Raw genomic sequence first — 21781 nt, 5'->3', positions numbered from 1 at the left:
GATCATCGTGGCGATCTTTACCGGCTATCTGGTGATCGCACGTCGCCATCCAGGAATCCGTCGACCGCAAGAATGTCGACTGGCTGGAGCATGTGAGCGAGGCGCAATACCGAAGGCGACGGGAGGTCCGTACCGGCCGCACCAGTGGCGCACAGGAACCGCCCTGTTAATCCCGTGCCTTAACCAACAATTAATTATAGATTTGCCGGGGGCCGACGGCCCGGCCTAGCGTGCTGGCGGGGAGCTGCATCGCAGGCCAAACGAGTTGGTGCGTACCATGACCTATAGATCATATGGGGCGTTGCTCGCCTCGCTGAGCGCAGCCGCGCTGCTTCTAGCCACCAGCAATGGTTTTGCGAGATCGGGCGGCGTCGCCCCCCGTGGCGTGGTCGGGGCACCGGCGGCTGTCCACCCGCCGATTGCGCCGTCGGCGCGGTTCCATCGCCGGAATTCATTTGTTTCTTGGCCGGGCGGCGGCGGCTTCTTCTATGAGCCTCCCCCGGGCGACTCCTATGCGGATATGGCTCAACCACTCTCCAACGACGTCCGCTACACCTATACCTATGATGTGCCTTGGGACTGGGCACATCGTTTTCCGCCGAACGTCGCGCCGTCGGATCGGCCCTACGTGCCGAGTTGCCCTTCGGAGACCGTGACGGTGCCCGGCCGCGGAGGCGAGCAGACCGTCAATATCATGCGCTGCTATTAAAGCATGATCCGGAAAAGCGTGAAGCGGATTTCCCTCGCGACAAACGCGGAACGCGTTTGCGCGGAGATCATGCGCAAACAACAACCTGAAGCGCGATGACGATTCATCCTATCTCACCGCGCTTTAGCCTTACTGCGTCATAAACGCTCTAACTCCTCATCCTGAGGAGCTTGCGAAGCAAGCGTCTCGAAGGATGTGGGCCACAGGCGGGGCCTCATGGTTCGAGACGCGCTTCGCGCTCCTCACCATGAGGGTTAGTGACACAGTAAGGTTAGAGCATAACCATCAGAGAATGCGGCGGCCGCGGCGTGGTCGCGCTGCTGCTATCTGACAATCGCGAGCTCCTTGTTACAGATCGCGAACTGGCCTGTGTTCGGGCAGATCCCGAACTGGCCGCAGACTTCGCGATACTCGCAATGATCCGCGTGAGCCGGGCCTGCGCCTCCTCGCACATCACGGGCCCGAGATGAAGAGAGTGGGCAGTCCGGAGGCCACCACCGCCATACTCGTTCCGCGAGCCGCGGAGATGTGAAACAGTTTACGCTAGCACCGATTTCGCGACCTCGATCGCGCCGGTGATGATGATCTGGACGCCGACGCAGAGCAACAGGAACGCCGAAAGCCGCGTCACCACGCTTGTGCCTTCCTCACCGAACAGCCGGGCCATGGCGCTCGACTTGCTATAGGCATGATAGATCGTGGCCGTAACCGCGACGGCGACGATGAGCTGAACGATGGACGAAGCGAAGAGCCCGTCGAGATCGTCCGGCCGGTTGGTGCCGATCGCGATCGCGGTCGCGATCGTGCCCGGACCGGTGGTCAGCGGGATCGCCAGCGGGAAGAACGCCATGCGCTTAATCGTCTGGTAGCTGGCGGTGGACGTTGCCTGTCCGCCGGGCGCAGCCGGCGTCGCATGCAGCATTGACCAGCCGGAGACGGCCACGACGAGACCGCCGGCGATCCGCAAGGCCGGCATCGAGATGCCAAAGATCTTGAGAACCTGGCTGCCCACGAAAAGCGAGCCGAGCAGCACGGCAAAGGCATAGGCCGCGACGCGAAGCGCAATGCGCGCGCGTTCGCGCTCCGACAGGCCCATGGTGCGGTCGAGGAAGATGAAGGCGAGCCCATAGGGATTGATGATCGCAAACAGTGCCCCGAACCCGAAGAGGAAGTCGCCGATCCAGCGCGAGGTGAAAAACTCGGTCATGTCGCTTCAATCCGCTGGGCTAGCCGAGCTCAAAGCTGGTTACACCGAACAGACGGTCGAGCCGCAGTGGCGGGATCGGCCCGGTGTACATGCGCGCCGTCTCGAAGGTCGGCGTGAGGCCAAAACTTTCCGCAAGCGCGACCGCCTCGCGATTGACGCCGGGCACGTCGAGAAAAACCTCGCCGCCGCCTGCGCCAGCCAGCAGCGCCCGCATGATGACCTCGGCGCCGGCGCGGTCGTCGGCGACCAGCGGACCGATCTTGTGGCCGTGCCGGCAGGGGCGGATCACGCCCCATCCGGCGAGCTTTCCATCGCGCATCAGCGCGCGGCCGATATGGCTGGCTGTTCCGATCCAGGCGCGCAGGAAGGCGCTGCGCGGGGCCGGGAAGACGGTGGCGTCATCCGCCTCTATCAGCGCCAGCGGAATCGTCTCGAGCGCGACGACGCCAAACGGCTGCGCCGGTGCCGCGACGATCCCGCCATAGCGGATATTGGCGTAGGCGAGCGTAAAGCCGGACTTTCTGTAATTGTCTTGCTGCGCGACGACACCGTCAAGCCCGATCACGCGCGCGCCCGCATGCGCAATCGCCGCGTTCCAAATGCGCAAGCCGTAGCCGCGGCCGCGCAGGTCGTTGCGCACGATGTAGAAGCCGAGGAAGGCGAAGTGATCGTCGTAATTGACGCAGGAAACGGTGGCGCCCGGCTCGCCGGCGATTTCGCCGATGAGAAAGCCCAAGGGGTCGACGACGGCGAAGCAGCCGGCATCCGAAAACCCCGGATTCCAGCCTTCGGCCGCCGCCCAGTTGGCGGCGAGCGCGATGTCGTCAGCGCGCATGGTGCGGATTTGCAGATCACCCATGGTCAATCATCGTGTCCAGGCCCATGTTCGGACTATACGTCCGGACAGGCGGCGCATAAACCTGCCACCAAGTCATGCCAACAGCTGGGGATCGATATGGCAGCAGAGAAAGTCGCACTCGTCACCGCAGGCGGCAGCGGTATGGGGGCGGGCGCCGCGCGGCGTCTTGCCGCCGACGGCTTTCGCGTCGCCATCCTGTCCTCCTCCGGCAAGGGCGAGGCGCTTGCGAACGAACTCGGCGGGCTCGGCATCACCGGCTCGAACAAGTCCAACGAGGATCTCAAGCGCCTGGTCGATGGCGCCATGGCGAAGTGGGGTCGCATCGACGTGCTCGTCAACAGCGCCGGCCACGGGCCGCGCGCGCCGATCGTGGAGATCACGGACGAGCAGTGGCATACGGGCATGGATACCTACCTCTTGAACGTGATCCGCCCGACGCGGCTGGTCACGCCGATCATGCAGGCGCAGAAGCAAGGCGCGATCATCAACATCTCGACCGCCTGGGCGTTCGAGCCGAGCGCGATGTTTCCGACCTCGGCGGTGTTCCGCGCCGGGCTTGCCGCCTTCACGAAGATCTTCACGGATACCTATGCTGCCTTGAATATCCGCATGAACAACGTGCTGCCGGGCTGGATCGACAGCCTGCCGGCGACGGAGGCGCGCCGCGACAGCGTGCCGATGCGGCGCTATGGCAAGGTGGAGGAGATCGCCGCGACGATCTCGTTCCTCGCCTCCGACGGCGCCGCCTACATCACCGGGCAGAACATCCGCGTCGACGGCGGGCTGACGCGCTCCGTCTGAGGCGGCGGCCTCCAGTTCGAGTTCACCTGCGGTCTCTCGGCCTTCGCCGGATTGTCGCCGCAGGCTTGGTGCGATTGGCGTAGGTATCGTCCGAGCCAAGTTGAACTATCAATGCGGTGGCACGGTTGTCGTATTCACCGCGACGCGACCACTCGCGCCAGCGCCGGCAGGATCTTGTAGCGCGCGATCTCGTGCGGATACTCGCCGCGATTGGCGAGCAGGACGATGCCGAGCCTCCGGGTGGGCACGAGGCCGATATAGCCCGAGGCATTGTTGAGGCCGCCCGGCTTGTCCAAGACCGTCACACCGTCCAGATGCACGGTCTCCCAGGCCATGGCTTGGCCGAATTTCTCGTCGACGCGAAAGCTCTCGTGCTGCGTCATCCGGATGGCCTCGTGCAGCTCGGGCTCGATCGACCTGCCGTCCGTGTAGGCCGCGACGAAGATCGCGAGGTCGCGCGCTGACGAGAACATCTGGCCGGTGCCTGGAAAGTCGAAATAGCTTTGCTGATAGCCGGGCGGCCCGATCGGTGTGCCCTGATCGGAATAGCCTTGCACGGCACGCGCCATCTGCGCATCACTCAGCATTACGCGGTTGTCGGGCGCGCGCTCCGGCACGAATGTCGAGGTCATGCCGAGCGGATTCAGGATGCGATTTGCGATCAGCTCGCGGATCGAGACGCGATAGCGGCGCTCGAGCACGAGCTGGAGCAGCACATAACCCGCATGGGTGTAGATGCGCTGCTTGCCGGGTTGCTCGCCCGAGGGCGGCGTGAAGGCGTTGAGCATGTCGAGGAACTCGCGGAGGCTCAACGGATCATTCGGCCACGGCGGATGATCGGTCGATAGCAGCAGTCCGGACGTATGCGTGACGAGCTCGCCGACCGTGACGTGGCGGATGTAGCCGCCGTTGAGCTCGGGCAAGTACGTCGCCACACGCTCGTCGAGCCGCAATTCGCCGCGGCGCACCCCGAGCGCGACCAGGGTCGCCTCAAAGGTCTTTCGCAAGGAGGCGAGGTTGAACAGCGTGTCCGATGTCACGGGGCGCCTGGTGGCGTCATCGGCGAGGCCGTAGTTGAAGAAGTCGACGTGACGGCCCGCATAGAGCGCGGCGGCAAGGCCGCCGGGATGATCCGGCGTCGCCGTCGGCGCAAGCTCCGCAGCCATGATGTCCCGCATCATCGGTATCATGTCGGAGTCCGCGCGGGCAGGACGAGCAAGACCAAATGCGAGCGGCAGCAGCGCGGCCTTGCCAAGGGACCGGCGGCTGATGACAGGGCGCGGTGAGGGAACAAGAGGTTGCACGCGGTCTGACGATCAATTCGAAGCGCCCCCATTTCACTCTTATCGGTAAATGTCGCGCATCCCAATTCACGATTGCGCGGGAGGGTTCTGCCCGCGGTGGCAAAGAAACTAAGCTAGTCGGCTAACGATCATTGACAGCGCTCAGCATCCCATCTATAGTTAACCAAATGGCTAACCAATTATCCCGACTCGACCAGGTCTTCGGCGCGCTGTCCGATCCGACGCGCAGGGCGATCGTGATGCGGCTGTGCGAGGGCGAAGCCTCGATCGGCGAGCTCGCCGATCCCTTCGCTATGGCGCTGCCGAGCTTCATGAAGCACATACGCGTGCTCGAGGAGAGCGGCCTCGTCGAGTCCGAAAAGTCCGGACGCGTGCGCACCTGCCGGCTGCGGCCGGAGGCGATGGCGGGCGCGGAGCATTGGTTCCAGCAGCAGCGGGCGATCTGGGAAGCGCGCCTCGACCGGTTCGAGGCCTATGTGATGATGCTCAAGAAAACAACGAAGGGACGGGGCGTGAGGCGCTCGCCGTCCACAACCAAGGGAAAGGTCTTGCGTGATGACTAGTTCTGCCAACGCCGCTCTGTCGCATTGGTCGCTCGATCGCGAGATCGTGCTGTCGCGGGTGATCGACGCGCCGCGCGAATTGGTGTTCGAGGCGTGGTCCGACCCAAAGCATCTGCCGCAATGGTTCGGGCCGGCAGGCTTCCGGATCGAGAGCAAGGAGATCGACGTCCGCGTCGGCGGCGTCTGGCGTTTCGACATGATCGGGCCCGACGGCACGGTCTATCCGAACCGCATGCGTTTCCTGCGCATCGACAAGCCGCGGCTGATCGAGGTCGATCACGGCGCGGACAAGGACGAGGATCCCGGCATGTTCCGCGTCACCGTCACCTTCGACGCTCACGGCGACAAGACCGTGCTGACGCTGCGACAACTGCACCCGACGGCCGCGCAGCGCGAGACCGTGATCGGCTTCGGCGCCGTCGAGTTCGGTTACCAGACGCTGGACAAGCTTGCCGCCCATGTGACGACCCTAAAGGGTTGATGTCACTCGCAATCCACCGCTCGCGCCGGCCGGACTCGCGCCCGGCCCGGATCGAATCAGGCACACGCATTTTTGTCGTGACCGGCTGGTCATTTGTAACAGAATTGCTACGGTTGAGTGTCGGTTCGGTTACAGGCGGAGCGGTCGATGCGGTTGATGTTGCAGGCGAGGTCAAATCCCCTGGCCTGGTGGTGGGGTTCTCTGACGCTGGTCAGCAACGCCAACATCCTCGTCTGGTTCATGCTGTATCGCGCATTCTACCAGACGCCGGCGGACGACCTCGGCAGCGTGTCGGGTGTCGGATTGATGCTGCTGCTTTGCGCCGGCTACGTGTTCGGCTGCGCGTTCCGCTCCTTCCTGCCGCGCGCCGACGTGCAGCGCATCTGCCTGTTCGACACCTGGCTGTCGAGCGTGTTCGTCGGCCGCTCGGTCGCGACGGTCGCTGAGCTCTGCTTCGCCGCGCAATGGGCGATCATTCTCGCCCAGCTCGGCGGCATGGCGGGGGCGCAGACCACCGCGAACATCGCGCTTGTGATCGTGCCGGTGATCATCATCGCCGAATGCTTTTCCTGGTACGCGGTGCTGACCACCAACTACCTCTACAACGCCGTCGAGAATTCGCTGTGGGCGGTGGTCTTTTTCCTGGTCGGCATCGCGCTGTGCCGCCTGCTGCCCGAATTCCAGGGGCCGGTGCGCTGGGCCCTCATTGCCGGCATCGTCGGCATCGCCTGCTACCTCGCCTTCCTCGTCACCGTCGACGTGCCGATGTATCTGAGCCGCTGGCGGGCAGGGCATCCCGAAGGCGGCAGGCTGTTGGGCCTGCTCGAAGGCCTTCATGACGTCGCCACCCGCTGGGTCGTGACGCACGACGTCGCGCATTGGAAGGGGGAACTCGCCTGGATGGCGCTCTATTTCAGCGCGGCGGTGTGGTCGAGTCTTGCGCTGTGCGCGCTCTACGCGATGGAAGGCTACCTGACGCGCTACCTCGTTTGAGCCGCGGCGCTTCAGGCCTCGCCGAGATCGACCTGGGTCAATATGCCCTGGCGCAGCGCGAGCCTGACGAGCTCGATATCCGACTCGACGCCGAGCTTGCCCTTGATCAGGGAGTGCAGGTTCGCGACCGTCTTGGGACTGACGTGGAGCGTCTCGGCGATCTCCTCGGTGGAGCGTTCGGCGAGCAAGAGCCTGAGCACCTCGAATTCGCGCGCCGTCAGGACGTCGGTGGCCGAGCTCTCGCCGGCGAGTCGGCTCAGTGCGAGCTCGTGGTCGATGTCGGGGCTGATGGCGACCCGCCCCGCAAGCACGTCCATCACCGCGCGCACCAGCGTCTCCGGCGGGCTGGTCTTGGTGACGTAGCCCCTTGCACCGGCGCGGATCGCCTGCACGGCGAAGCCCGCGTTCTGATGCATGGTGAAGACGAGGATTTTTGCGGCCTTGTCCCACTGCCTGATCCGCCGGATCGCCTCGAGGCCGCCGATACCGGGCATGCTCAGATCCATGATGATCAGATCGGGCGCGCTCTCCTTGTACAGCCGGTAGGCTTCCGCGCCATCCGAGGCCTCGGCGACGACGCGCAGTCCCGGCTGCTTCTGCAAGACCGAGCGATAGCCCTCGCGGACGACGGCGTGGTCGTCGACCAGCATGATGCCCCAGCCGGCCTCGCTCATGCCGCGTCCTCCAGAGCTTCAAGCGGCCCGTCGGCGGGACTGACCGGAATGACGACACGGAGGGCGGAACCGCCGTCCGGTCCAGCCGAGAAGCTGAGCCGGCCGCGCATCGCCGCGACGCGCTCGCGCATGCCGAGCAGGCCCATGCCGGATTTGACGACGGCATCGTTCGGCCGGCCGTCGTCGTCGATGGCCAGCGCGATCTCACTCGCGCCAGGCTTCGCGCACATCTCCAGATGCAGGCTGACCTTCGTGGCGCCGGCGTGCTTGGCCGCGTTGGTAAGCGCCTCCTGCACGATGCGGTAGAGATTGGCGCTGATGGAAGCGGGCAGATCCTCGAAGGCACCCTCGAAGCGGATGTCGAAGCGTGTCTGGCCGCGGCTACGGCCGTTCCACCCCGACACCAGGCCTTCGAGGCTCGCGACGAGGCCGAGCTCATCGACATCGGGGGGCCGCAACCGGAACAGCGCGCCGCGCAGCGTCTCCATCATGCCGGTCGCGGTCCGGGCAATGCTGTCGCATTCTCCCAGCAATTCGGGGCAGTCCTGTACCGCTGTCTGGCGGGCGGATGCGGCGAGCGCACGGATTGCGGCGAGCGACTGGCCGAACTCGTCGTGCAGCTCGCGCGCGAGATGGCGGCGCTCCTCGTCCTGGAGCGCGATCAGCCTGCGCGTCAGTTCGCTGCGCTCGGATAGCGCCGTGGCAAGACTCGCAGCGAGATGATTGAAGACGTCGCGGATCGCCGACAGCTCCGCGAGGTCGAAGGGCGGCAGCCGCGCATCGAGGTCATTGGCGGCAATGCGTTCGAGGCCGGCGCGAACGAGCTGTGTCGGACGCAGCGCGCGCGCCAGCGCTGCGTAGACCAGGGCGCACAACAGCGGCAGCGTGATTGCAAGCACGGTCATCAGGCGACCGGCCTCGTGCCAGGCCTCCGCGGTCTGCATGGCCGGATCGAACCAGACTGCGGCGTCGCCGAGCTTGGCTCCGCGCGCGATCACGGGCCGTACCGCTTCGCGGCCGGGGTCGAACAGGCTGCGATAGAAGGCCGCGAACGCCTGCGGTGGCGCGCTCGCCGGGGTCGGCGCGCCGCTGCAGAATCGCTGGAGCAGCTCGCCGCTCGGGCCACGGAATGCGAGACACAGGCCGGGTGTCATCACAAAGGTCGCGACAGGATCAAGGTTCGGAAAGTCCGAGCGCGGGCTGTTCACCCACTGGACTTTCCCCTGTTGCAGCTCCAGCGTCTTCGCCACGATGGCCGCGATACCGTCGATGCGCGCATGCACCGCGCGGTCGGCCGTGATGAGGAAGTAGGCGGAGATCGCGGCGAAGCAGGCGGCCGATATGGCGGCCACGCGCAACGTCAGACGGACCTTGAGATCGAACCTCGGGCGGTTCCACATCGGCGGGCACCTGGCGCGGACGGCATCCGCATTAAACGGCAGAACGCAAGCGGCGGAAAGCGCCCGCAGCCGTCCCGGATCAAAGTCGTGAAATTTTCCCGGCGCGCGCCGGGACGGGCACGGCTGCGCGGCCTGTGGCTGCCGGCCTAGCATCGCGGGCCGCTCCGTCATACGAGGCCCGCTCATGCACCGTTTCCGGCTGATCCTCTCTGCCTTTCTCCTCGCAGTGCTTCCAACCGGCGCGGTCGTCGCGCGCGGCGACAGCGGGTTGCGCATGGGTGCCGACTATTCCTGGAATCGCGGCGCGGTGCGGCTGGTCGGCGATCACCTGATCGATAGCCAGTAGGCGACCTGCGTCTCTAGAACGTCAGCTGCACCTTCATCGACTGAGACCGGTCGCTGGCGAGCTCGAAGGCGGCGACCGCGTTCTCGAACGGCAGCGAGGCCGAGATCAGTGGCTTCACGTCGATCAGGCCTTCGCCCATCAACCGCACCGCAAGCTCGAATTCCGGATCGAAGCGGAAGGTGCCGCGGAACTGCAACTCCTTGGCGACGATGGAATTGATCGGCAGCGTCATCTCGCCGCCGAGGCCGAGCTGCACGATGGTCGCGCCGGGGCGGAGCAAGTCGAGCGCAGTACGCAGCGCCGCCTGGTTGCCGGAGGCTTCGAACAGCGTGTCGAACACGCCCTTGCCGGCGCGCCAGGGATTTAGCGCCTCGGCGTTCGAGGCGACGTTGATGGCGTGCGTGGCGCCGAGCTTTTTGGCGATTGCGAGCGGCGCGTCGGCCACGTCAGTCACCACGATTTCGGCCGCGCCGCCGAAGCGTGACACCAGGATCATCAGCGCGCCGATCGGTCCGCAGCCGGTGATCAGCACGCGCTTGCCGAGCAGGGGGCCTGCCTGCCGGCCGGCATGCAGGCACACCGCGAGCGGCTCCGCCATCGCGGCTTCCGCCAGCGACAGTTTTTCGGCGATCGGCACGGCTTGCGCGGCATCGACGGTGACGTACTCGCGAAAGCCGCCCTGGACGTGGGGATTGCGCATCGCGCTGCCCATGAAGCGCATGTCGAGGCACTGGTTGCGCATGCCTTCCTGGCAATGCAGGCACTGGCCGCACGGCTTGCTCGGATTGACCGCGACACGCGTGCCCGGCTTCAGATGTGCAACACCGTTGCCAACAGCGGCGATCACGCCGGCGATCTCATGCCCAAGCGCCATCGGCTGCTGTATCCGCACTGTGCCGAAACCGCCATGGTGATAGTAATGCAGGTCGGAGCCGCAGATGCCGCCATTGGCGATCTTGACGCGGACTTCGCTCGGGCCGGGCGCTGCATCCGGATAATTGTCGATCCGCAGGTCCTTCGGCGCGTGAATGACGACGGCACGCATGGGCTCTACTCCTTCAGCTCGTTCAGCGGCAGGCGCGCTTACATCGCGGCGATCATGCCGCCATCGACGTAGATGATCTGACCGTTGACGTAGGTCGAGGCGTCGGAGGCGAGGAAGATCGCGGCGCCCACCAGCTCGTCCGGCTTGCCCCAGCGCTTCGAAGGGACGCGCGACATCAGCCAGGTGTTGAAGTCAGGGTTGGACATCAGCGCCTCGTTCATGTCGGTCAGCATGTAGCCGGGTCCGATCGCATTGGCCTGAATCCCATGTTGCGCCCATTCGACCGCCATCGAACGGGTGAGGTTCTTGATGCCGCCCTTGGCCGCGGTGTAGGGCGCGATCGTCGGCCGCGCCAGCTCGCTGCCGAGCGATCCGATGTTGATGATCTTGCCGCGCTTGCGCGGGATCATCCGCTTGGCGGCTTCGCGGCCGATGACGAAGGCGCTGGTCAGATCGGTCTCGATCACCTTGCGCCATTCGTCGGTGGTGAACTCGACCAGCGGCTTGCGGTGCTGGATGCCGGCATTGTTGACGAGGATGTCGACCGCGAGCCCCTCGCGATCGAAGCGCTCGAAGCTGGCAACAATTGCGGCTTCATCGGTGACGTTGAAGGCGGCGCCTTCGGCCTTGTACCCGGCGGCGCGGAACTCGGCGACCGCCTGCTCGACCCGCTTGGGATCGACGCCGTTGATGATCAGTGTGGCGCCGGCCTTCGCCAGGCCCTCCGCGATCGCGCGGCCGAGCCCGCGGGAGGAGCCGGTGACGAGCGCGGTGCGGCCGGAGAGATCGAACAGGGTGGTGCTCATCTTAGGAATCCTCAAACGTTGGAGCGGCGCGCGGCGAGATCGGACCGATCGAATACCGCAGGCAGGAGATCGACGCCAAGGCCTGGCCCGTCCATCGGGAAGACGTAGCCGTCCTTGATCACGGGCATGGTGGTGACGAGTTCATTGTACCAGCCCTTGTAGAAGGCGCGTACCGATTCCTGGATCAACGTGTTGGGCTGGCTGAACGACATGTGGATCGCGGCGATGAAGCCGACCGGGCCGATGCAATCATGCGGGGCAAAGGGGCGGTGATAGGTCTCGGCCATCGCGGCGATCTTGCGGCCTTCGGTGAGGCCGCCGGTCCAGCACAGATCTGCCATCACCACATGCATGGCGTCGCGGTCGAGCATGTCCTTGTAGGGGAAGCGCGAACCGAGCGTCTCGCTGGCGCAGACCCAGACATCGGTCGAGCGCGCATATTCGGCAAGCGCCTGCGGCGAGTTCATCCGGATCGGGTCTTCGTACCAGGTCGGCTTGTACGGCTCGAGCGCGCGGGCGATCTGCTTTGCGGTCGGCAGATTCCAGAGCGAGTGGAGCTCGACCATGATCTCCATCTTGTCGCCGACGGCCTTCCTGATTTTCTCGAATGGTTCGATCGCCTGCTTCATCTGGGCCGCGGTGATGAAGAGGCCGTTGTTCTCCTGCGCGGCCGGATCGAACGGCCAGATCTTCATGGCCGAGATGCCGTTTTCCAGGAGATTTTCGGCAAGTGCGTCGGCCCGGTTCATGAAGGCGTCGAGGTCCTCATATGGGCTTTGCACCGCGCCGAGATTCCAGTTCGAGACCGGGCGGATGTTGGTGGAGCGGACATATTTGGTGCCGGCGCAGGTGTTATAGATGCGCTGCTTGTCGCGGCAGAGCCCGCCGAGCATCTGGTGCACGGGCTGGCCGCAGACCTTGCCGAAGATGTCCCACAGCGCGATGTCGATGGCTGACGCCGCACGATATTCGACGCCGGTCGAGGACTGCGCCATCGGCAGGTTGAGCATGTCGCGGTGGATCGCCTCGATGTGGAGGGGATTGCGGCCGAGCAGGCGGCCGGCAAAGGTGTCGTGGATCTGTGCTTCGACGGCGCCTGCGCCGTAAAAGGTCTCGCCGAGGCCGATCACGCCGGCATCGGTGTGGACGCGCACCCAGATCACATTGGCGAACTCCTCGGTGCGCAACGTCTCGATTGACGTGATCTTCACGGCAACATCCTCCCGGTTCGAAGCGCTGGGCGCCCGTCTTGTTGTTGTTTCGCACCGCCAGAGGCGGCAGATCGATGCGCGCAGTCGTACTCCCACTTGTAATATATCACAACATGTTTTACGAATATCACAAATAGGGCCGCGCCCGACGGGGAAGAGGCGGGCCGACGGGAGGATGGGATGGCGCGGCGTAAGCGCACGCTGGAGGTTGTGCGACCGGAGGGCGAGGACAGGCCCGGTCGGCGCAACCGCGTCAATTTCTTCGAACTGGCCTATCAGAAGATCGAGGATCTCCTCGTCAGTTGCGAGCTCAGGCCCGGTCAGTTCCTGACCATGCTGGAGCTCCAGCATTTAACCGGTTTCGGCCGTACACCGATCCACCATGCCATCAACCGTCTCTCTGCGGACACGCTGATCATCATCCGCCCGCGTCATGGCCTCCAGGTCGCGCCGATTGACCTGGCGCGCGAGCGTATGCTCTTGGGCCTGCGCCGCGACATGGAGCGCTTCGTGATCCGGCTGGCGGCCGATCGCGCCAGCCTCTCGCATCGCAACCAGGCGCTGCATATCGAGCGCGTGCTGCGCGAGCGCCGGGCCAAGCTGACGCTCGACGAGTTCAACAGCCTCGACCGGCGCATCGACGCGCTGATCCTTGAGGCCGGCGGCGAGCCGTTCCTGGCGCATACGATGCGGCCGCTGCACACGCTCTATCGCCGCATCGGCTTCATTCATCACCGCCACATGCCGGGGCAGACCGACTTGTCCGGCACCATCGATCGCCATCTCGACATCCTGCACGCCATCGCCAACCGCCGCGTTGATGCGGCGGTGGCAGCGAGCGATGCACTGATCGACTTCATGGACTCGATGTTCGCAGGAATGGAAGCGGGGATAGATCCGCGGCTGCTCGATTGCAGCATCGAGCCGCTGTTCGGCGCGTAACAATTTTTAGGGAGAGGAACTTAGATGCAAACAATGGCCCTGCCACCACAGACCGCGATGGACACCGCGGTCCGCCACCTCATCACCAATTACAGTCCGAAGGGCAACAAGGTCGGCTGGCTGATGATGGCCTCGATCCTTGTCGAAGCCTGGGACCTCTATTCGATCGCCTTCGTGCTGATCTTCATTCGCGAGCAGTACAATCCAGATCCCCTGATGCTCGGCCTTGCCGCGGCGGGAACGCAGGGCGGCGCCTTGATCGGCGCGCTGATCGGCGGCTGGCTGTCGGACAAGATCGGTCGCCGGGTGATGTTCCTTGTCACCATGGTCATGTTCATCGTGCTGGCGCTGGCGCAGGCCTTCGTGCCGGGCGTCGGCTGGCTCGTCGTGATCCGATTCCTGCTCGGCATCCCGCTCGGTTCCGATATCTCGACCGGCTACACCTACATCATGGAATCCATGGCCAAGGGCGAGCGCGAGGTCATGGGCAATCGCTGGCAGTTCATGTTCGCGATCGGCGAGGTGCTGACGCTCGCGGTCATCATTGCCTTCCTGCTGATCGACATGCACCACGAGACCTTGTGGCGCGTGACGCTTGGCCTCGGCGCGCTGCCGGCGCTGATCATCCTGGTGATGCGCCATGACGTGCCGGAGACGGCGGTGTGGCTGGTGCAGAAGGGACGCTTCCGTGAGGCCAAGCAGGTCGCCCGGGAAATGTTCAACGACAACCTCGACATGCTGCCGGATCAGGACGTGGTGATGCCGAAGGCGCGCACGAGCGCGTTCCTCGCCGATCTGCGCAAGGACCCGATCCGCTGGCGCGCCACGCTTTATGGCTGGATCGCCTGTTTCGTTCAGGCGAGCGAGTTCTCGACCTTCGCGTTCTATCTGCCGGTGTTGTTTGCGATGGTCGGCGTGTCCTCGATCCTTGGCAACAATCTGGTGACGATGGCGCTGTTCTCCTTCGCAGCCCTGTCCGGCTGGGTCGGGCCGCTGCTCACGCCGAAGATCGGCCATCGCGGCATCGCGATCGCGGGCTTCTCCATCGTGCTCGTGTCGCTGCTGGTCGCCGCGTTCGCGCTTTACACCGACAACAAGGTGCTGTTGCCGTTCGCCGCCGCCGGCATGCTCTGGGGCCACTATTGGGATGCGTCGAACTGCATGACGATTCCGACCATGGTCGCAAAGCCGCTCTATCGCGGCACCGCGAGCGGCTTCGCCTACATGTTCGTGAAGCTGCCGTCGTTCCTGGCGATCTTCCTGTTCCCATCGCTGTTCGCGGCAATCGGGCAGGCCAATGCGACGCTGTTCGTCACGATCTTCCCGGTGATCGGCTTGCTCGCCGCGATCTTCATCCTGCCGGAGGTCTACGGCTACGAGAACGACTGATGAGGCGTGGGGCGGCGAAACGGCCGCCCCGCCTTTGCACCGTCTCGTCAGGCGGCGCGGACCGAACCCAGGAAGCGGGCCGACCTCGAGCTTCAGCCGGTTGCTGTCCGCCGAGAGTGATTTCGCGGCGGAGAGAACCTGCGAGGATGCCGATGTCCGGCCGAGCGGCTGCGGCTATCGGATAGCTGCCGCAAGCGCCGCGATCAGGGCCGGCGGCGTCACGAGCAGGCCCAATTTAAGGAACGGCCAGGCGCCGACCTCGATCTTCTCGCGGCGGAGCGCCACCAGCCACAGGATGGTCGCGAGCGAGCCGGTGATCGAGAGATTCGGTCCGAGGTCAACGCCGATCAGGATGGCGCTGACGACGGATGTGGGCAGGTGATCGCTGGCCACGATCGACCCGGCGACGAGGCCAACCGGCAGATTGTTGGCGATGTTGTCGGCGATCGCAGTCGCAATCCCGACGCTCCAGCCGGCCATGGGCACGGACTGTGCGACCGCCTCGTGCAGGAGTGCGCTGAGATGGCCGATCACGCCGGTCTTCGCCAGCGCTTCCACCATCACGAAGAGCCCGCCGACCAGCGGCAGCACGCTCCATGACACGTGCTTCAGCACCGGCAGGGGCGACTGGCGGCTGATCAGCAGAACGAGGCCGGTCGTCACCACGCCGCAGATGAAGGTCGGCAAGCCGAGCTGCTTGTCGAGCGCGGAGCATGTAACCAGCACGGCGCCGATCGCGGCAATGCCGATCGCGGTCAGCTTGCCACCGCGGCTGAGCACCTTGTGCGGCACGCGGCGCTCGATGGTCTCCTCCTTCAGCGCGCGATGCTGGGTGAAGCGCAGCACGACATAGGTGAGCACGATCGACGCGAGCGAGGGCAGGGCGAACTGCCGCAGCCATTCGGTCAGATGCGGCATGCGCGAGCCGAACACCACGAGATTGGCGGGGTTCGAGATCGGCAGCACGAAGCTTGCGGCGTTCGCAATGAAGGCGCAGACGAACAGATATGGTAGCGGCTGGGCGCCGGCCGCCCGTGTCGCCGCGTAGACCGCCGGCGTCAGCACGATCGCGGTCGCATCGTTCGACAAGAGCACCGTGACCAGCGTGCCGACGAGGTAGATCAGGAGGAACAGCCGTTGCGGCGAGCCGTGGGCATGCTCGACGGCAAGGGCGGCGAGATAGTCGAACAGGCCTTCGAGCCGGGCGAGCTCGGCGATCAGCATCATGCCGATCAGGAAGAGATAGACGTCGATGCCTTTCTCGACGCCGGTCAGCGCGTCATCCCAGCTCAGGAACCCGAGCAGCACCAGCGCCGCGGCGCCTGCCACCGCCCAGATCGCCTCGGGCAGGCGAAAGGGGCGGATGATGACGCCTGCGGTCGCAAAACCAGTGATGCTCCAGGCCCAAATCATGTCATGCTGCGCGATCGGCACTATCGGTCCTCGTTCGATGGTTATTCCGCAGCGATAGCCGAAGCGGGCCGCGTTGTCTTCCATGGCGAATGCGGCGCTGTATCGGCTATTTGCCGTGTCTCGGGGAGGGCGAAGGCACAGAAGACGGCGCCGATCGCGGCCACAGTGCCGAGCGTGAGAAACGCCGCACTATAGCCTGCGCCGACCACGACCAGGCCCGCGAGCGTCGTCGACAGGGCTGCACCGATGCTTTGCGCCGTGATAATCGCGCCTTGCGCGACGTTGAAGCGCCCGGTGTTGCGCATGAGGTCAGCGACGATGACGGGGAGGATCGCGCCAAAGATGCCGGCGCCGACGCCGTCGAGAAGCTGCACGCCGACCAGCCAGAGCGGGTTGTCGGAGAGGATATAAAGCGCGCCACGGATGGGCAGGATCAGGAGTGCGGCGAGGAAGAAGCGCTTGTGGCCCCAGCGGTCGGCCCTGACGCCGACCAGCATCGCGAACGGCACCATCACGATTTGCGCGGCGACGATGCAGGCCGACATCAGGCTGGTGCCGAGACGCTTGTCCCCGAGCGCAAGCTTTTGGCCGACGAGTGGCAGCATCGCCGCGTTGGAGAGGTGGAACAGTACGACGCAGATCGCGAAGACGAGCAGCGGCCGGCAGGTGAGGAGGATGCTGAGGCCCGACGGCTGCTCGCGCGCTTCGCATGCCTTGCTGTCGTGCAGGCCACGGGCGAGATCGTGGTCGATGGCGCTTTCCGGGATGCAGAGAATGCTGACGAGGCTCGCGAGCGCCATGGCGGCGAGAAGGTAGAAGACGACGCTCGGCCCGAACCAGTAGGCTGTAACGCCTGCGATGGCGGCGGCGACCGCATTGCCCGCATGGTTGAAGGTTTCGTTGCGTCCGATCCGCGCCGTGAAGGCGCGGTGGCCGAAGATGCCCAGCGAGACGGCGGCGATCGCAGGCGGAAATACCACGGCCGCGGCCTGTGCGATGCCTTGCGAGATCGCGACCGGCCAGAAGCTCGGCCAGACCGGAAGCAGGAGCGAGGATGTCGTCACGAGGATGGCTGCGGCGACCATCACCAGCCGTTTCCCCCTGGTCGCATCGATCAGCGCGCCCGCCGGCGTCTGCGCGACAATTCCCGCGATCGTCGCGATCGACATCAGGAGGCCAATCCGGGCTTCGTCCCATCGTTGCTCGGTGAGGAGATAGACGGCAAGATAGGGACCGAGCCCGTCTCGGACGTCGGCGAGGAAGAAATTGGCCGCGTCCAGCGCGCGATCGGCGCCTCGCTGGTCAGCATTCTCGGACATGGGCGTCCTCCGAATCCAGGCGGTTTGTTCCTCGCGAGTGTCGTGGCTAGGCCGTGCCGGCGGCATTTTCATGCTTCGGTTTCTTGTCCTTGGGCTTCGGCTTCCTGATCGGCTTCAGCTTGTCGGGATCGGCGCCAGCCTCCGTTGCATGGATCACCCGCCCGTGCCTGGTCTGGAGGCCATCCCCGTGCACAGCGAGCTTTGCATCCGGAGCGAGAAGGGCTGCGACCTGTTCGGCCTCCTTTGGGCCGATGCGGACCACTGTGCCGTCAGAGAGCAGCGCACCGCGCAACTCGCCCTTGGGCCCGAACAGTGACATCTGCACGGTGCCCTCGGCGGACATCGGCTTGTGTCTCACGTTCGCATGCTTGCGGTTGTGGTTCGGACCGTTGTCGACGATCTGCCGCCCGTCGGTCGCGATGACGGCGACCGCGGCCAGCAGCATCGCGCCACGTGGACGCACGCCGCGCACGCGGATCCTGTCGCCCGCCGAGAGCCGATTTGTGAGCTCGCCGTCCATATGCGGCGGCGTGTGAACCAGGATGGCGGCCTGCCTGTCTGTCATGACGAAGCCATCGACCTCGCCGTGAGGGTTGATCACGAAGCGCTCGAAAGTGCCTGCGACTTCCGGCAGGTTGTCGGGATCGATCCAGTGCATGCTGGTTTCCTTCTTTCCGATGACCAAGAGGAGCTTCAGCCGCGCGGCGGCGGTCCGAAACCCGGAGGTGGCGGCGGGCCGCGACGATCCGGACCATTCTTTGGGCCAGGCGGACGCGGGCCGCGCAGTTCGGTCATCTGCTCAGGTGAGGCGCCAATGGCCTGCACATCGAACACCCTGCCGAGCGCAGTGTCGAGGATCTCGCCGCGCGCAGAGATGGCCTGACCCGGACGCAGCCAGCCCTCGAGGCGCTCGGCTTCCGGCGGCGGGAGGCGGAGCACGGTGCCGTCCTCGAGCAGCACGCCGTTCACCTCACCGCGCTTGCCGTGCAGCGAAGTCGAGATCTTGCCGTTGATCACCTGTTCGTCACTTCCGGCGCGCCGGTCCGGCGGTCCAGTGTCAATGACGCTCTTGCCGGTCTCGACGTTGGTGATCGAGGCCGCGTCGACCAGCGGCAAGGCGCGGGCGCGCAAGCCGCGCACCGAGACTGCGTCTCCGGGATGGATTGCAAAGACTGTCTGGGCGGTAAGATGCGGCGGCAACTTCACCTCGGTGCCGTCTGTAAGGATGATGCCGTCGACGTCGCCCCGCGGCGTCAGCGTGTACTGCTTGACGATTCCGCGTGACTCCGGAAGCTGCGACGAATCCCACATCGGGCTCATCGCCTGCGAATAGGCGGCACTGCTGCCGATCACGGTTGTGGAGAGCGGCGAACAGAACAGTGCGCGCCTGCTTGTCATCTTCATGCAACAACTCCCTTCGATTTCGCGACGAGCTCGCTTGGCTGTGCTTTAGCAAGCGATGTGCCAGTCGTGAGACCGTTGATTTCAAAGGGTTGTTGCAATGATCCCGAGGTCAGTCGTCGGCTTTATTGACACCGCCTGTCAGGTTTTCTGACGCCTCGACGGCAATGCCGTAGCGCTGCATCTTGGTGTAAAGAAGCTGACGATTGATGCCGAGTCGGCGCGCCGTTTCCGTCCGGTTGCCGTCGCAGGTATCCAGCGCGCGCAGGATCATCATCTTCTCAAGCTGCGCGACGGCGGCGGGAAGATCGGCATCATGAGGGGAATCGGCCGACTCTATTTCGGCGCCGCTGGTGTCGATGTCGGCGGGCCCGATCACGTCGGAGCGGGTCAGGATGTAGGCGCGCTCGATCACGTTGCGAAGCTCGCGGACGTTGCCCGGCCAGCCATGCTGCTGCAACTTCTCGATCGCCCCAGCGTTGAGGCGCTTGTGCCGTCCGCTTGAGGCGGCGACGCGCACTAGGAAGTGCTCGGCGAGCGGCACGATATCCTCTGCGTGCTCGCGTAGCGGCGGAATCGCGATGGGCACCACGTTGAGCCGGTAGTAGAGGTCCTCGCGAAATTCATTCGCGGCTACAAGTTTTGCGAGATCGCGATGGGTGGCGGCGATGATGCGCGCGGTGGTACGCTCCGGCTTGCCGCCGACGGGAGTAACTACCTGCTCCTGCAAGGCGCGCAGGATTTTAGCCTGCATGGAAAGCGGCATGTCGCCGATCTCGTCGAGGAACAAAGTGCCGTGGGCGGCGTCGCGGAACGCGCCGGCCCGGTCAGCAGTCGCGCCGGTGAAGGAGCCCTTCACGTGGCCGAACAATTCGCTCTCGAGCAGGTCTTCGGGAATAGCCGCGCAATTGACCGCAACGAACGGAGCGTCCTTGCGCTTGCCGTATATGTGAAGCGCGCGAGCCACCAGCTCCTTGCCGGTCCCGGTTTCACCGAGGATCAACACGATCGCATCGCTGTCGGCGGCAAGCCCAATCGCCTTCTGGACACGGCGCATTCCTTCGCTCGACCCGATCAAGCTGTCGCCGGCCTCGCGTACCGGTTCCACGATCGAATGCGCACGTTCCGGAAGGCGATTCAGCAGCGCCTTCAGGTCCTCGCGTCCGATCGGCTTGCTGAGATGGTCGAAGGCACCTACCCTCATAGCCTCGATCGTGTTCACGGCGCTGGCAAAGGCCGTCAGCACCACGACCGGCGGCGCATTGCGCGCCGACCGGATTCGGCGCAGCACTTCGATGCCGTCCATGCCACCCGGCATACGCAGATCGAGCAGCACGGCGTCGACATCGTCGCTGAGCGCGGCGAGGCCCTCGCGGCCGGACGCCGCCAGGCGAGGTGTGTGGCCGAGATCAGTCAGCGCCTCGGCGAGACCGTCGCGCAACGCCGCATCGTCATCGACAATCAGGATGATCGCCATGGCACCTCGATTTCGAACGTCGCGCCGCGCGGGGACGGCACAAGTCGCGCCTCGCCGCGATGATTTCGCGCGATCTCGCGCACGATAGCAAGGCCGAGCCCAGTGCCATCGGCGCGTCCGGTCACGAACGGCTCGAACAGGCGTTCGCAAAGGTCCTCAGAAATCCCGGCGCCGGTGTCGGCAACCCTTAGCAGCAGGCTGTCGTTCCGGTGCCGTGCGTCGACCATGACAGAGCCGCCGGGCGGGCAGTTCTGGATGGCGTTGAGGATCAGATTGTCTAATGCACGCTGCATCTGGTAGGGATCGAACTGGGGTAACTCCCGGCATACATCTTCGGTTCCAGCCGTGACGACCAAACCCTTGGCGGCTGCGAACTCGCGATGGGCCTCCACGGTTCTTTGGAGGAAGGATGTGAGATCGACCTCCGACAGCTTCGGCTCATGCGCCTGGGTCATATCGAGCAAATCCCGCAACAGGACATCGAGTCGATTGACCTGTTGCACGATGATGCTCAGAGCCGCGTTGCTGCGCGAGCCATCGGCGACCGCCAGCGCGTTCTCGGCCTTCAGGCGCATGGCGGCGATCGGATTGCGAATCTCGTGGGCCAAGCCTGCCGACAGGCGACCGAGTGCCGCGAGCCGCTCTGCGGCGGCTGCGCGTCGGCGCTCCAGCGACAGACGCTCGCCCGTCGCGTTCAACGCATCCACCAGGCGGTCGAGCTCGGGTGCACCGGTTCGCGCAAGTTTCGGCAGGTCGACCAGGCCGTCCCGCCGAACATCGAGCTCGCGCTCGATCCGCGCGATCTTGCGCGACCACGCGTAGAGCACGCAAGCGAGCCAAGCGGCCGATCCGAAGATGGTCAGCGCCAGGACCATGAGGCCAGCCAGCAACTGATTGTAGGCAGGTCCCTGGGCGGTAAAGACCCGCGTCATGGTCCAGCCGGTGACGCCTTGCATGGGGCCGCGCAACGGGCACGCATGCACTATGAGGACCTGTGAACGGCCGGCTTGCCGGACCGACGCCGGGCGACCAAACCGCAAGGCCTCGGCGTTGACGTGGCGAATTGTGTTCTGTTCGGCGGCCGGCAGGTCGATTTTCGGCCCGGTCCCTTCATAAGTCGGGAATGCATAGGCCAGCGAGCCGGCGTCGGCTTGCCAGATCCCGCCTTCCACACCGGTCGCGCCAGCAAGAGCGGCTTGGGTCACGCCGGTCAGCTCGCCTTTGAGTCGATCGTCAATCGGCCCGCCGCCCCAGCCCGAGACGAAAAATTGATAGCGGTCAGCGAGATCGCGGCAGGCGCGGGCGACCAGCTCTTCGGAGCGCGCCTGTCGCGCATTGGCGGTCTGCTGGAATGACTCGAACAGCAGGTAGCCGCTCGCAATGCCGGAGACGACCAGCATGATCCAGAGAGCTAGCAGCCGGGACCGAAGAGAGCGCATTG

General features: G+C 65.1%; 22 protein-coding genes. 8 read left to right on the top strand and 14 right to left on the bottom strand.

Features of this window, described 5'->3' with window-relative positions:
• The first annotated feature begins 277 nt into the window (after positions 1 to 277).
• A complete protein-coding gene (locus QA640_RS26800) occupies positions 278 to 709 on the top strand; it encodes a hypothetical protein (RefSeq protein ID WP_283035898.1) in 432 nt (143 codons plus the stop codon).
• Positions 710 to 1247: 538 nt separating this feature from the next.
• Here QA640_RS26800 and QA640_RS26795 read toward each other — a convergent pair.
• Positions 1248 to 1916 (bottom strand): MarC family protein, encoded by a 669-nt coding sequence (locus QA640_RS26795; protein ID WP_283035897.1) that lies wholly within the window; start codon positions 1914 to 1916, stop codon positions 1248 to 1250.
• A 19-nt stretch (positions 1917 to 1935) separates the two neighbouring features.
• The gene (locus QA640_RS26790; protein ID WP_283035896.1) at positions 1936 to 2775 is read right to left on the bottom strand and encodes a GNAT family N-acetyltransferase; all 840 of its coding nucleotides are present in this window, start codon (positions 2773 to 2775) and stop codon (positions 1936 to 1938) included.
• A gap of 96 nt (positions 2776 to 2871) precedes the next feature.
• On the opposite strand from QA640_RS26790, the gene QA640_RS26785 reads away from it, so the two are divergent.
• Positions 2872 to 3576 (top strand): SDR family oxidoreductase, encoded by a 705-nt coding sequence (locus QA640_RS26785; RefSeq protein WP_283035895.1) that lies wholly within the window; start codon positions 2872 to 2874, stop codon positions 3574 to 3576.
• Between the two features lie 134 nt (positions 3577 to 3710).
• On the opposite strand, the gene QA640_RS26780 is transcribed toward QA640_RS26785, so the two are convergent.
• Positions 3711 to 4766 carry a serine hydrolase gene (locus QA640_RS26780; protein ID WP_283035894.1) on the bottom strand — a complete coding sequence of 352 codons (1056 nt, stop codon included), beginning with the start codon at positions 4764 to 4766 and terminating at the stop codon, positions 3711 to 3713.
• 281 nt (positions 4767 to 5047) lie between these two features.
• On the opposite strand from QA640_RS26780, the gene QA640_RS26775 reads away from it, so the two are divergent.
• From QA640_RS26775 to QA640_RS26765, 3 genes are all read left to right on the top strand, one after another.
• Positions 5048 to 5443, top strand: a complete 396-nt coding sequence (locus tag QA640_RS26775) for a metalloregulator ArsR/SmtB family transcription factor (RefSeq protein ID WP_283035893.1) — start codon at positions 5048 to 5050, stop codon at positions 5441 to 5443.
• The gene (locus QA640_RS26770; RefSeq protein WP_283042902.1) at positions 5436 to 5924 is read left to right on the top strand and encodes an SRPBCC family protein; all 489 of its coding nucleotides are present in this window, start codon (positions 5436 to 5438) and stop codon (positions 5922 to 5924) included. The genes QA640_RS26775 and QA640_RS26770 overlap by 8 nt, the downstream gene beginning before the upstream one ends.
• A gap of 147 nt (positions 5925 to 6071) precedes the next feature.
• Positions 6072 to 6917, top strand: coding sequence for a hypothetical protein (locus QA640_RS26765; RefSeq protein ID WP_283035892.1), 846 nt, complete (start codon positions 6072 to 6074; stop codon positions 6915 to 6917).
• Between the two features lie 11 nt (positions 6918 to 6928).
• Here QA640_RS26765 and QA640_RS26760 read toward each other — a convergent pair whose 3' ends face one another.
• Both QA640_RS26760 and QA640_RS26755 read right to left on the bottom strand, forming a co-directional pair.
• Entirely contained in the window at positions 6929 to 7591 is a 663-nt protein-coding gene (locus QA640_RS26760; RefSeq protein WP_283035891.1) for a response regulator transcription factor, read from the bottom strand.
• Entirely contained in the window at positions 7588 to 8991 is a 1404-nt protein-coding gene (locus QA640_RS26755; protein WP_283035890.1) for a histidine kinase, read from the bottom strand. Before QA640_RS26755 ends, QA640_RS26760 begins: the two co-directional genes overlap by 4 nt.
• Positions 8992 to 9175: 184 nt before the next feature.
• Between QA640_RS26755 and QA640_RS26750 the strand changes: the two genes are divergently transcribed.
• Positions 9176 to 9337, top strand: a complete 162-nt coding sequence (locus QA640_RS26750; protein WP_283043130.1) for a hypothetical protein — start codon at positions 9176 to 9178, stop codon at positions 9335 to 9337.
• A gap of 13 nt (positions 9338 to 9350) precedes the next feature.
• On the opposite strand, the gene QA640_RS26745 is transcribed toward QA640_RS26750, so the two are convergent.
• From QA640_RS26745 to QA640_RS26735, 3 genes are read right to left on the bottom strand one after another with little or no spacing between them, the layout of a single operon-like run.
• Positions 9351 to 10382, bottom strand: coding sequence for an L-idonate 5-dehydrogenase (locus tag QA640_RS26745; protein ID WP_283035889.1), 1032 nt, complete (start codon positions 10380 to 10382; stop codon positions 9351 to 9353).
• 38 nt (positions 10383 to 10420) lie between these two features.
• Positions 10421 to 11188 carry an SDR family oxidoreductase gene (locus tag QA640_RS26740; protein WP_283035888.1) on the bottom strand — a complete coding sequence of 256 codons (768 nt, stop codon included), beginning with the start codon at positions 11186 to 11188 and terminating at the stop codon, positions 10421 to 10423.
• 11 nt (positions 11189 to 11199) lie between these two features.
• Positions 11200 to 12399 carry a mandelate racemase/muconate lactonizing enzyme family protein gene (locus QA640_RS26735; protein WP_283035887.1) on the bottom strand — a complete coding sequence of 400 codons (1200 nt, stop codon included), beginning with the start codon at positions 12397 to 12399 and terminating at the stop codon, positions 11200 to 11202.
• Between the two features lie 180 nt (positions 12400 to 12579).
• On the opposite strand from QA640_RS26735, the gene QA640_RS26730 reads away from it, so the two are divergent.
• Positions 12580 to 13341, top strand: a complete 762-nt coding sequence (locus tag QA640_RS26730; protein ID WP_283035886.1) for a GntR family transcriptional regulator — start codon at positions 12580 to 12582, stop codon at positions 13339 to 13341.
• Positions 13342 to 13365: 24 nt separating this feature from the next.
• The gene (locus tag QA640_RS26725) at positions 13366 to 14730 is read left to right on the top strand and encodes an MFS transporter (RefSeq protein ID WP_283035885.1); all 1365 of its coding nucleotides are present in this window, start codon (positions 13366 to 13368) and stop codon (positions 14728 to 14730) included.
• Between the two features lie 174 nt (positions 14731 to 14904).
• On the opposite strand, the gene QA640_RS26720 is transcribed toward QA640_RS26725, so the two are convergent.
• From QA640_RS26720 to QA640_RS26695, 6 genes are all read right to left on the bottom strand, one after another.
• A complete protein-coding gene (locus QA640_RS26720) occupies positions 14905 to 16143 on the bottom strand; it encodes an arsenic transporter (RefSeq protein ID WP_283042901.1) in 1239 nt (412 codons plus the stop codon).
• 41 nt (positions 16144 to 16184) lie between these two features.
• Entirely contained in the window at positions 16185 to 17462 is a 1278-nt protein-coding gene (locus QA640_RS26715; RefSeq protein WP_283035884.1) for an MFS transporter, read from the bottom strand.
• Between the two features lie 46 nt (positions 17463 to 17508).
• On the bottom strand, positions 17509 to 18120 hold the full coding sequence (locus QA640_RS26710) for a hypothetical protein (RefSeq protein WP_283035883.1): 612 nt from the start codon (positions 18118 to 18120) through the stop codon (positions 17509 to 17511).
• A gap of 35 nt (positions 18121 to 18155) precedes the next feature.
• Positions 18156 to 18866: a hypothetical protein gene (locus QA640_RS26705; protein ID WP_283035882.1), complete on the bottom strand. Its 711-nt coding sequence runs from the start codon at positions 18864 to 18866 to the stop codon at positions 18156 to 18158.
• A 109-nt stretch (positions 18867 to 18975) separates the two neighbouring features.
• A complete protein-coding gene (locus QA640_RS26700; protein ID WP_283035881.1) occupies positions 18976 to 20340 on the bottom strand; it encodes a sigma-54 dependent transcriptional regulator in 1365 nt (454 codons plus the stop codon).
• Positions 20325 to 21779 carry a HAMP domain-containing sensor histidine kinase gene (locus tag QA640_RS26695; RefSeq protein ID WP_283035880.1) on the bottom strand — a complete coding sequence of 485 codons (1455 nt, stop codon included), beginning with the start codon at positions 21777 to 21779 and terminating at the stop codon, positions 20325 to 20327. The genes QA640_RS26700 and QA640_RS26695 overlap by 16 nt, the downstream gene beginning before the upstream one ends.
• Positions 21780 to 21781: the final 2 nt, after the last annotated feature.

Origin of the sequence: Bradyrhizobium sp. CB82 (assembly GCF_029714405.1) — a bacterium.
In the GTDB taxonomy this organism is placed as follows: domain Bacteria; phylum Pseudomonadota; class Alphaproteobacteria; order Rhizobiales; family Xanthobacteraceae; genus Bradyrhizobium.
This window is presented reverse-complemented; position numbering and strand designations above follow the sequence as displayed.

Bases quoted from the DNA above. Each gene is read 5' to 3' on its own strand.
- QA640_RS26715 (WP_283035884.1), bottom strand. From the start codon at position 17,462: ATGTCCGAGAATGCTGACCAGCGAGGCGCCGATCGCGCGCTGGACGCG.
- QA640_RS26770 (WP_283042902.1), top strand. From the start codon at position 5,436: ATGACTAGTTCTGCCAACGCCGCTCTGTCGCATTGGTCGCTCGATCGC.
- QA640_RS26705 (WP_283035882.1), bottom strand. From the start codon at position 18,866: ATGAAGATGACAAGCAGGCGCGCACTGTTCTGTTCGCCGCTCTCCACA.
- QA640_RS26780 (WP_283035894.1), bottom strand. From the start codon at position 4,766: ATGATACCGATGATGCGGGACATCATGGCTGCGGAGCTTGCGCCGACG.
- QA640_RS26795 (WP_283035897.1), bottom strand. From the start codon at position 1,916: ATGACCGAGTTTTTCACCTCGCGCTGGATCGGCGACTTCCTCTTCGGG.
- QA640_RS26800 (WP_283035898.1), top strand. From the start codon at position 278: ATGACCTATAGATCATATGGGGCGTTGCTCGCCTCGCTGAGCGCAGCC.
- QA640_RS26775 (WP_283035893.1), top strand. From the start codon at position 5,048: ATGGCTAACCAATTATCCCGACTCGACCAGGTCTTCGGCGCGCTGTCC.
- QA640_RS26725 (WP_283035885.1), top strand. From the start codon at position 13,366: ATGCAAACAATGGCCCTGCCACCACAGACCGCGATGGACACCGCGGTC.
- QA640_RS26750 (WP_283043130.1), top strand. From the start codon at position 9,176: ATGCACCGTTTCCGGCTGATCCTCTCTGCCTTTCTCCTCGCAGTGCTT.
- QA640_RS26755 (WP_283035890.1), bottom strand. From the start codon at position 8,991: ATGTGGAACCGCCCGAGGTTCGATCTCAAGGTCCGTCTGACGTTGCGC.
- QA640_RS26730 (WP_283035886.1), top strand. From the start codon at position 12,580: ATGGCGCGGCGTAAGCGCACGCTGGAGGTTGTGCGACCGGAGGGCGAG.
- QA640_RS26760 (WP_283035891.1), bottom strand. From the start codon at position 7,591: ATGAGCGAGGCCGGCTGGGGCATCATGCTGGTCGACGACCACGCCGTC.
- QA640_RS26765 (WP_283035892.1), top strand. From the start codon at position 6,072: ATGCGGTTGATGTTGCAGGCGAGGTCAAATCCCCTGGCCTGGTGGTGG.
- QA640_RS26720 (WP_283042901.1), bottom strand. From the start codon at position 16,143: ATGATTTGGGCCTGGAGCATCACTGGTTTTGCGACCGCAGGCGTCATC.
- QA640_RS26745 (WP_283035889.1), bottom strand. From the start codon at position 10,382: ATGCGTGCCGTCGTCATTCACGCGCCGAAGGACCTGCGGATCGACAAT.
- QA640_RS26695 (WP_283035880.1), bottom strand. From the start codon at position 21,779: ATGCGCTCTCTTCGGTCCCGGCTGCTAGCTCTCTGGATCATGCTGGTC.
- QA640_RS26785 (WP_283035895.1), top strand. From the start codon at position 2,872: ATGGCAGCAGAGAAAGTCGCACTCGTCACCGCAGGCGGCAGCGGTATG.
- QA640_RS26710 (WP_283035883.1), bottom strand. From the start codon at position 18,120: ATGCACTGGATCGATCCCGACAACCTGCCGGAAGTCGCAGGCACTTTC.
- QA640_RS26700 (WP_283035881.1), bottom strand. From the start codon at position 20,340: ATGGCGATCATCCTGATTGTCGATGACGATGCGGCGTTGCGCGACGGT.
- QA640_RS26790 (WP_283035896.1), bottom strand. From the start codon at position 2,775: ATGGGTGATCTGCAAATCCGCACCATGCGCGCTGACGACATCGCGCTC.
- QA640_RS26740 (WP_283035888.1), bottom strand. From the start codon at position 11,188: ATGAGCACCACCCTGTTCGATCTCTCCGGCCGCACCGCGCTCGTCACC.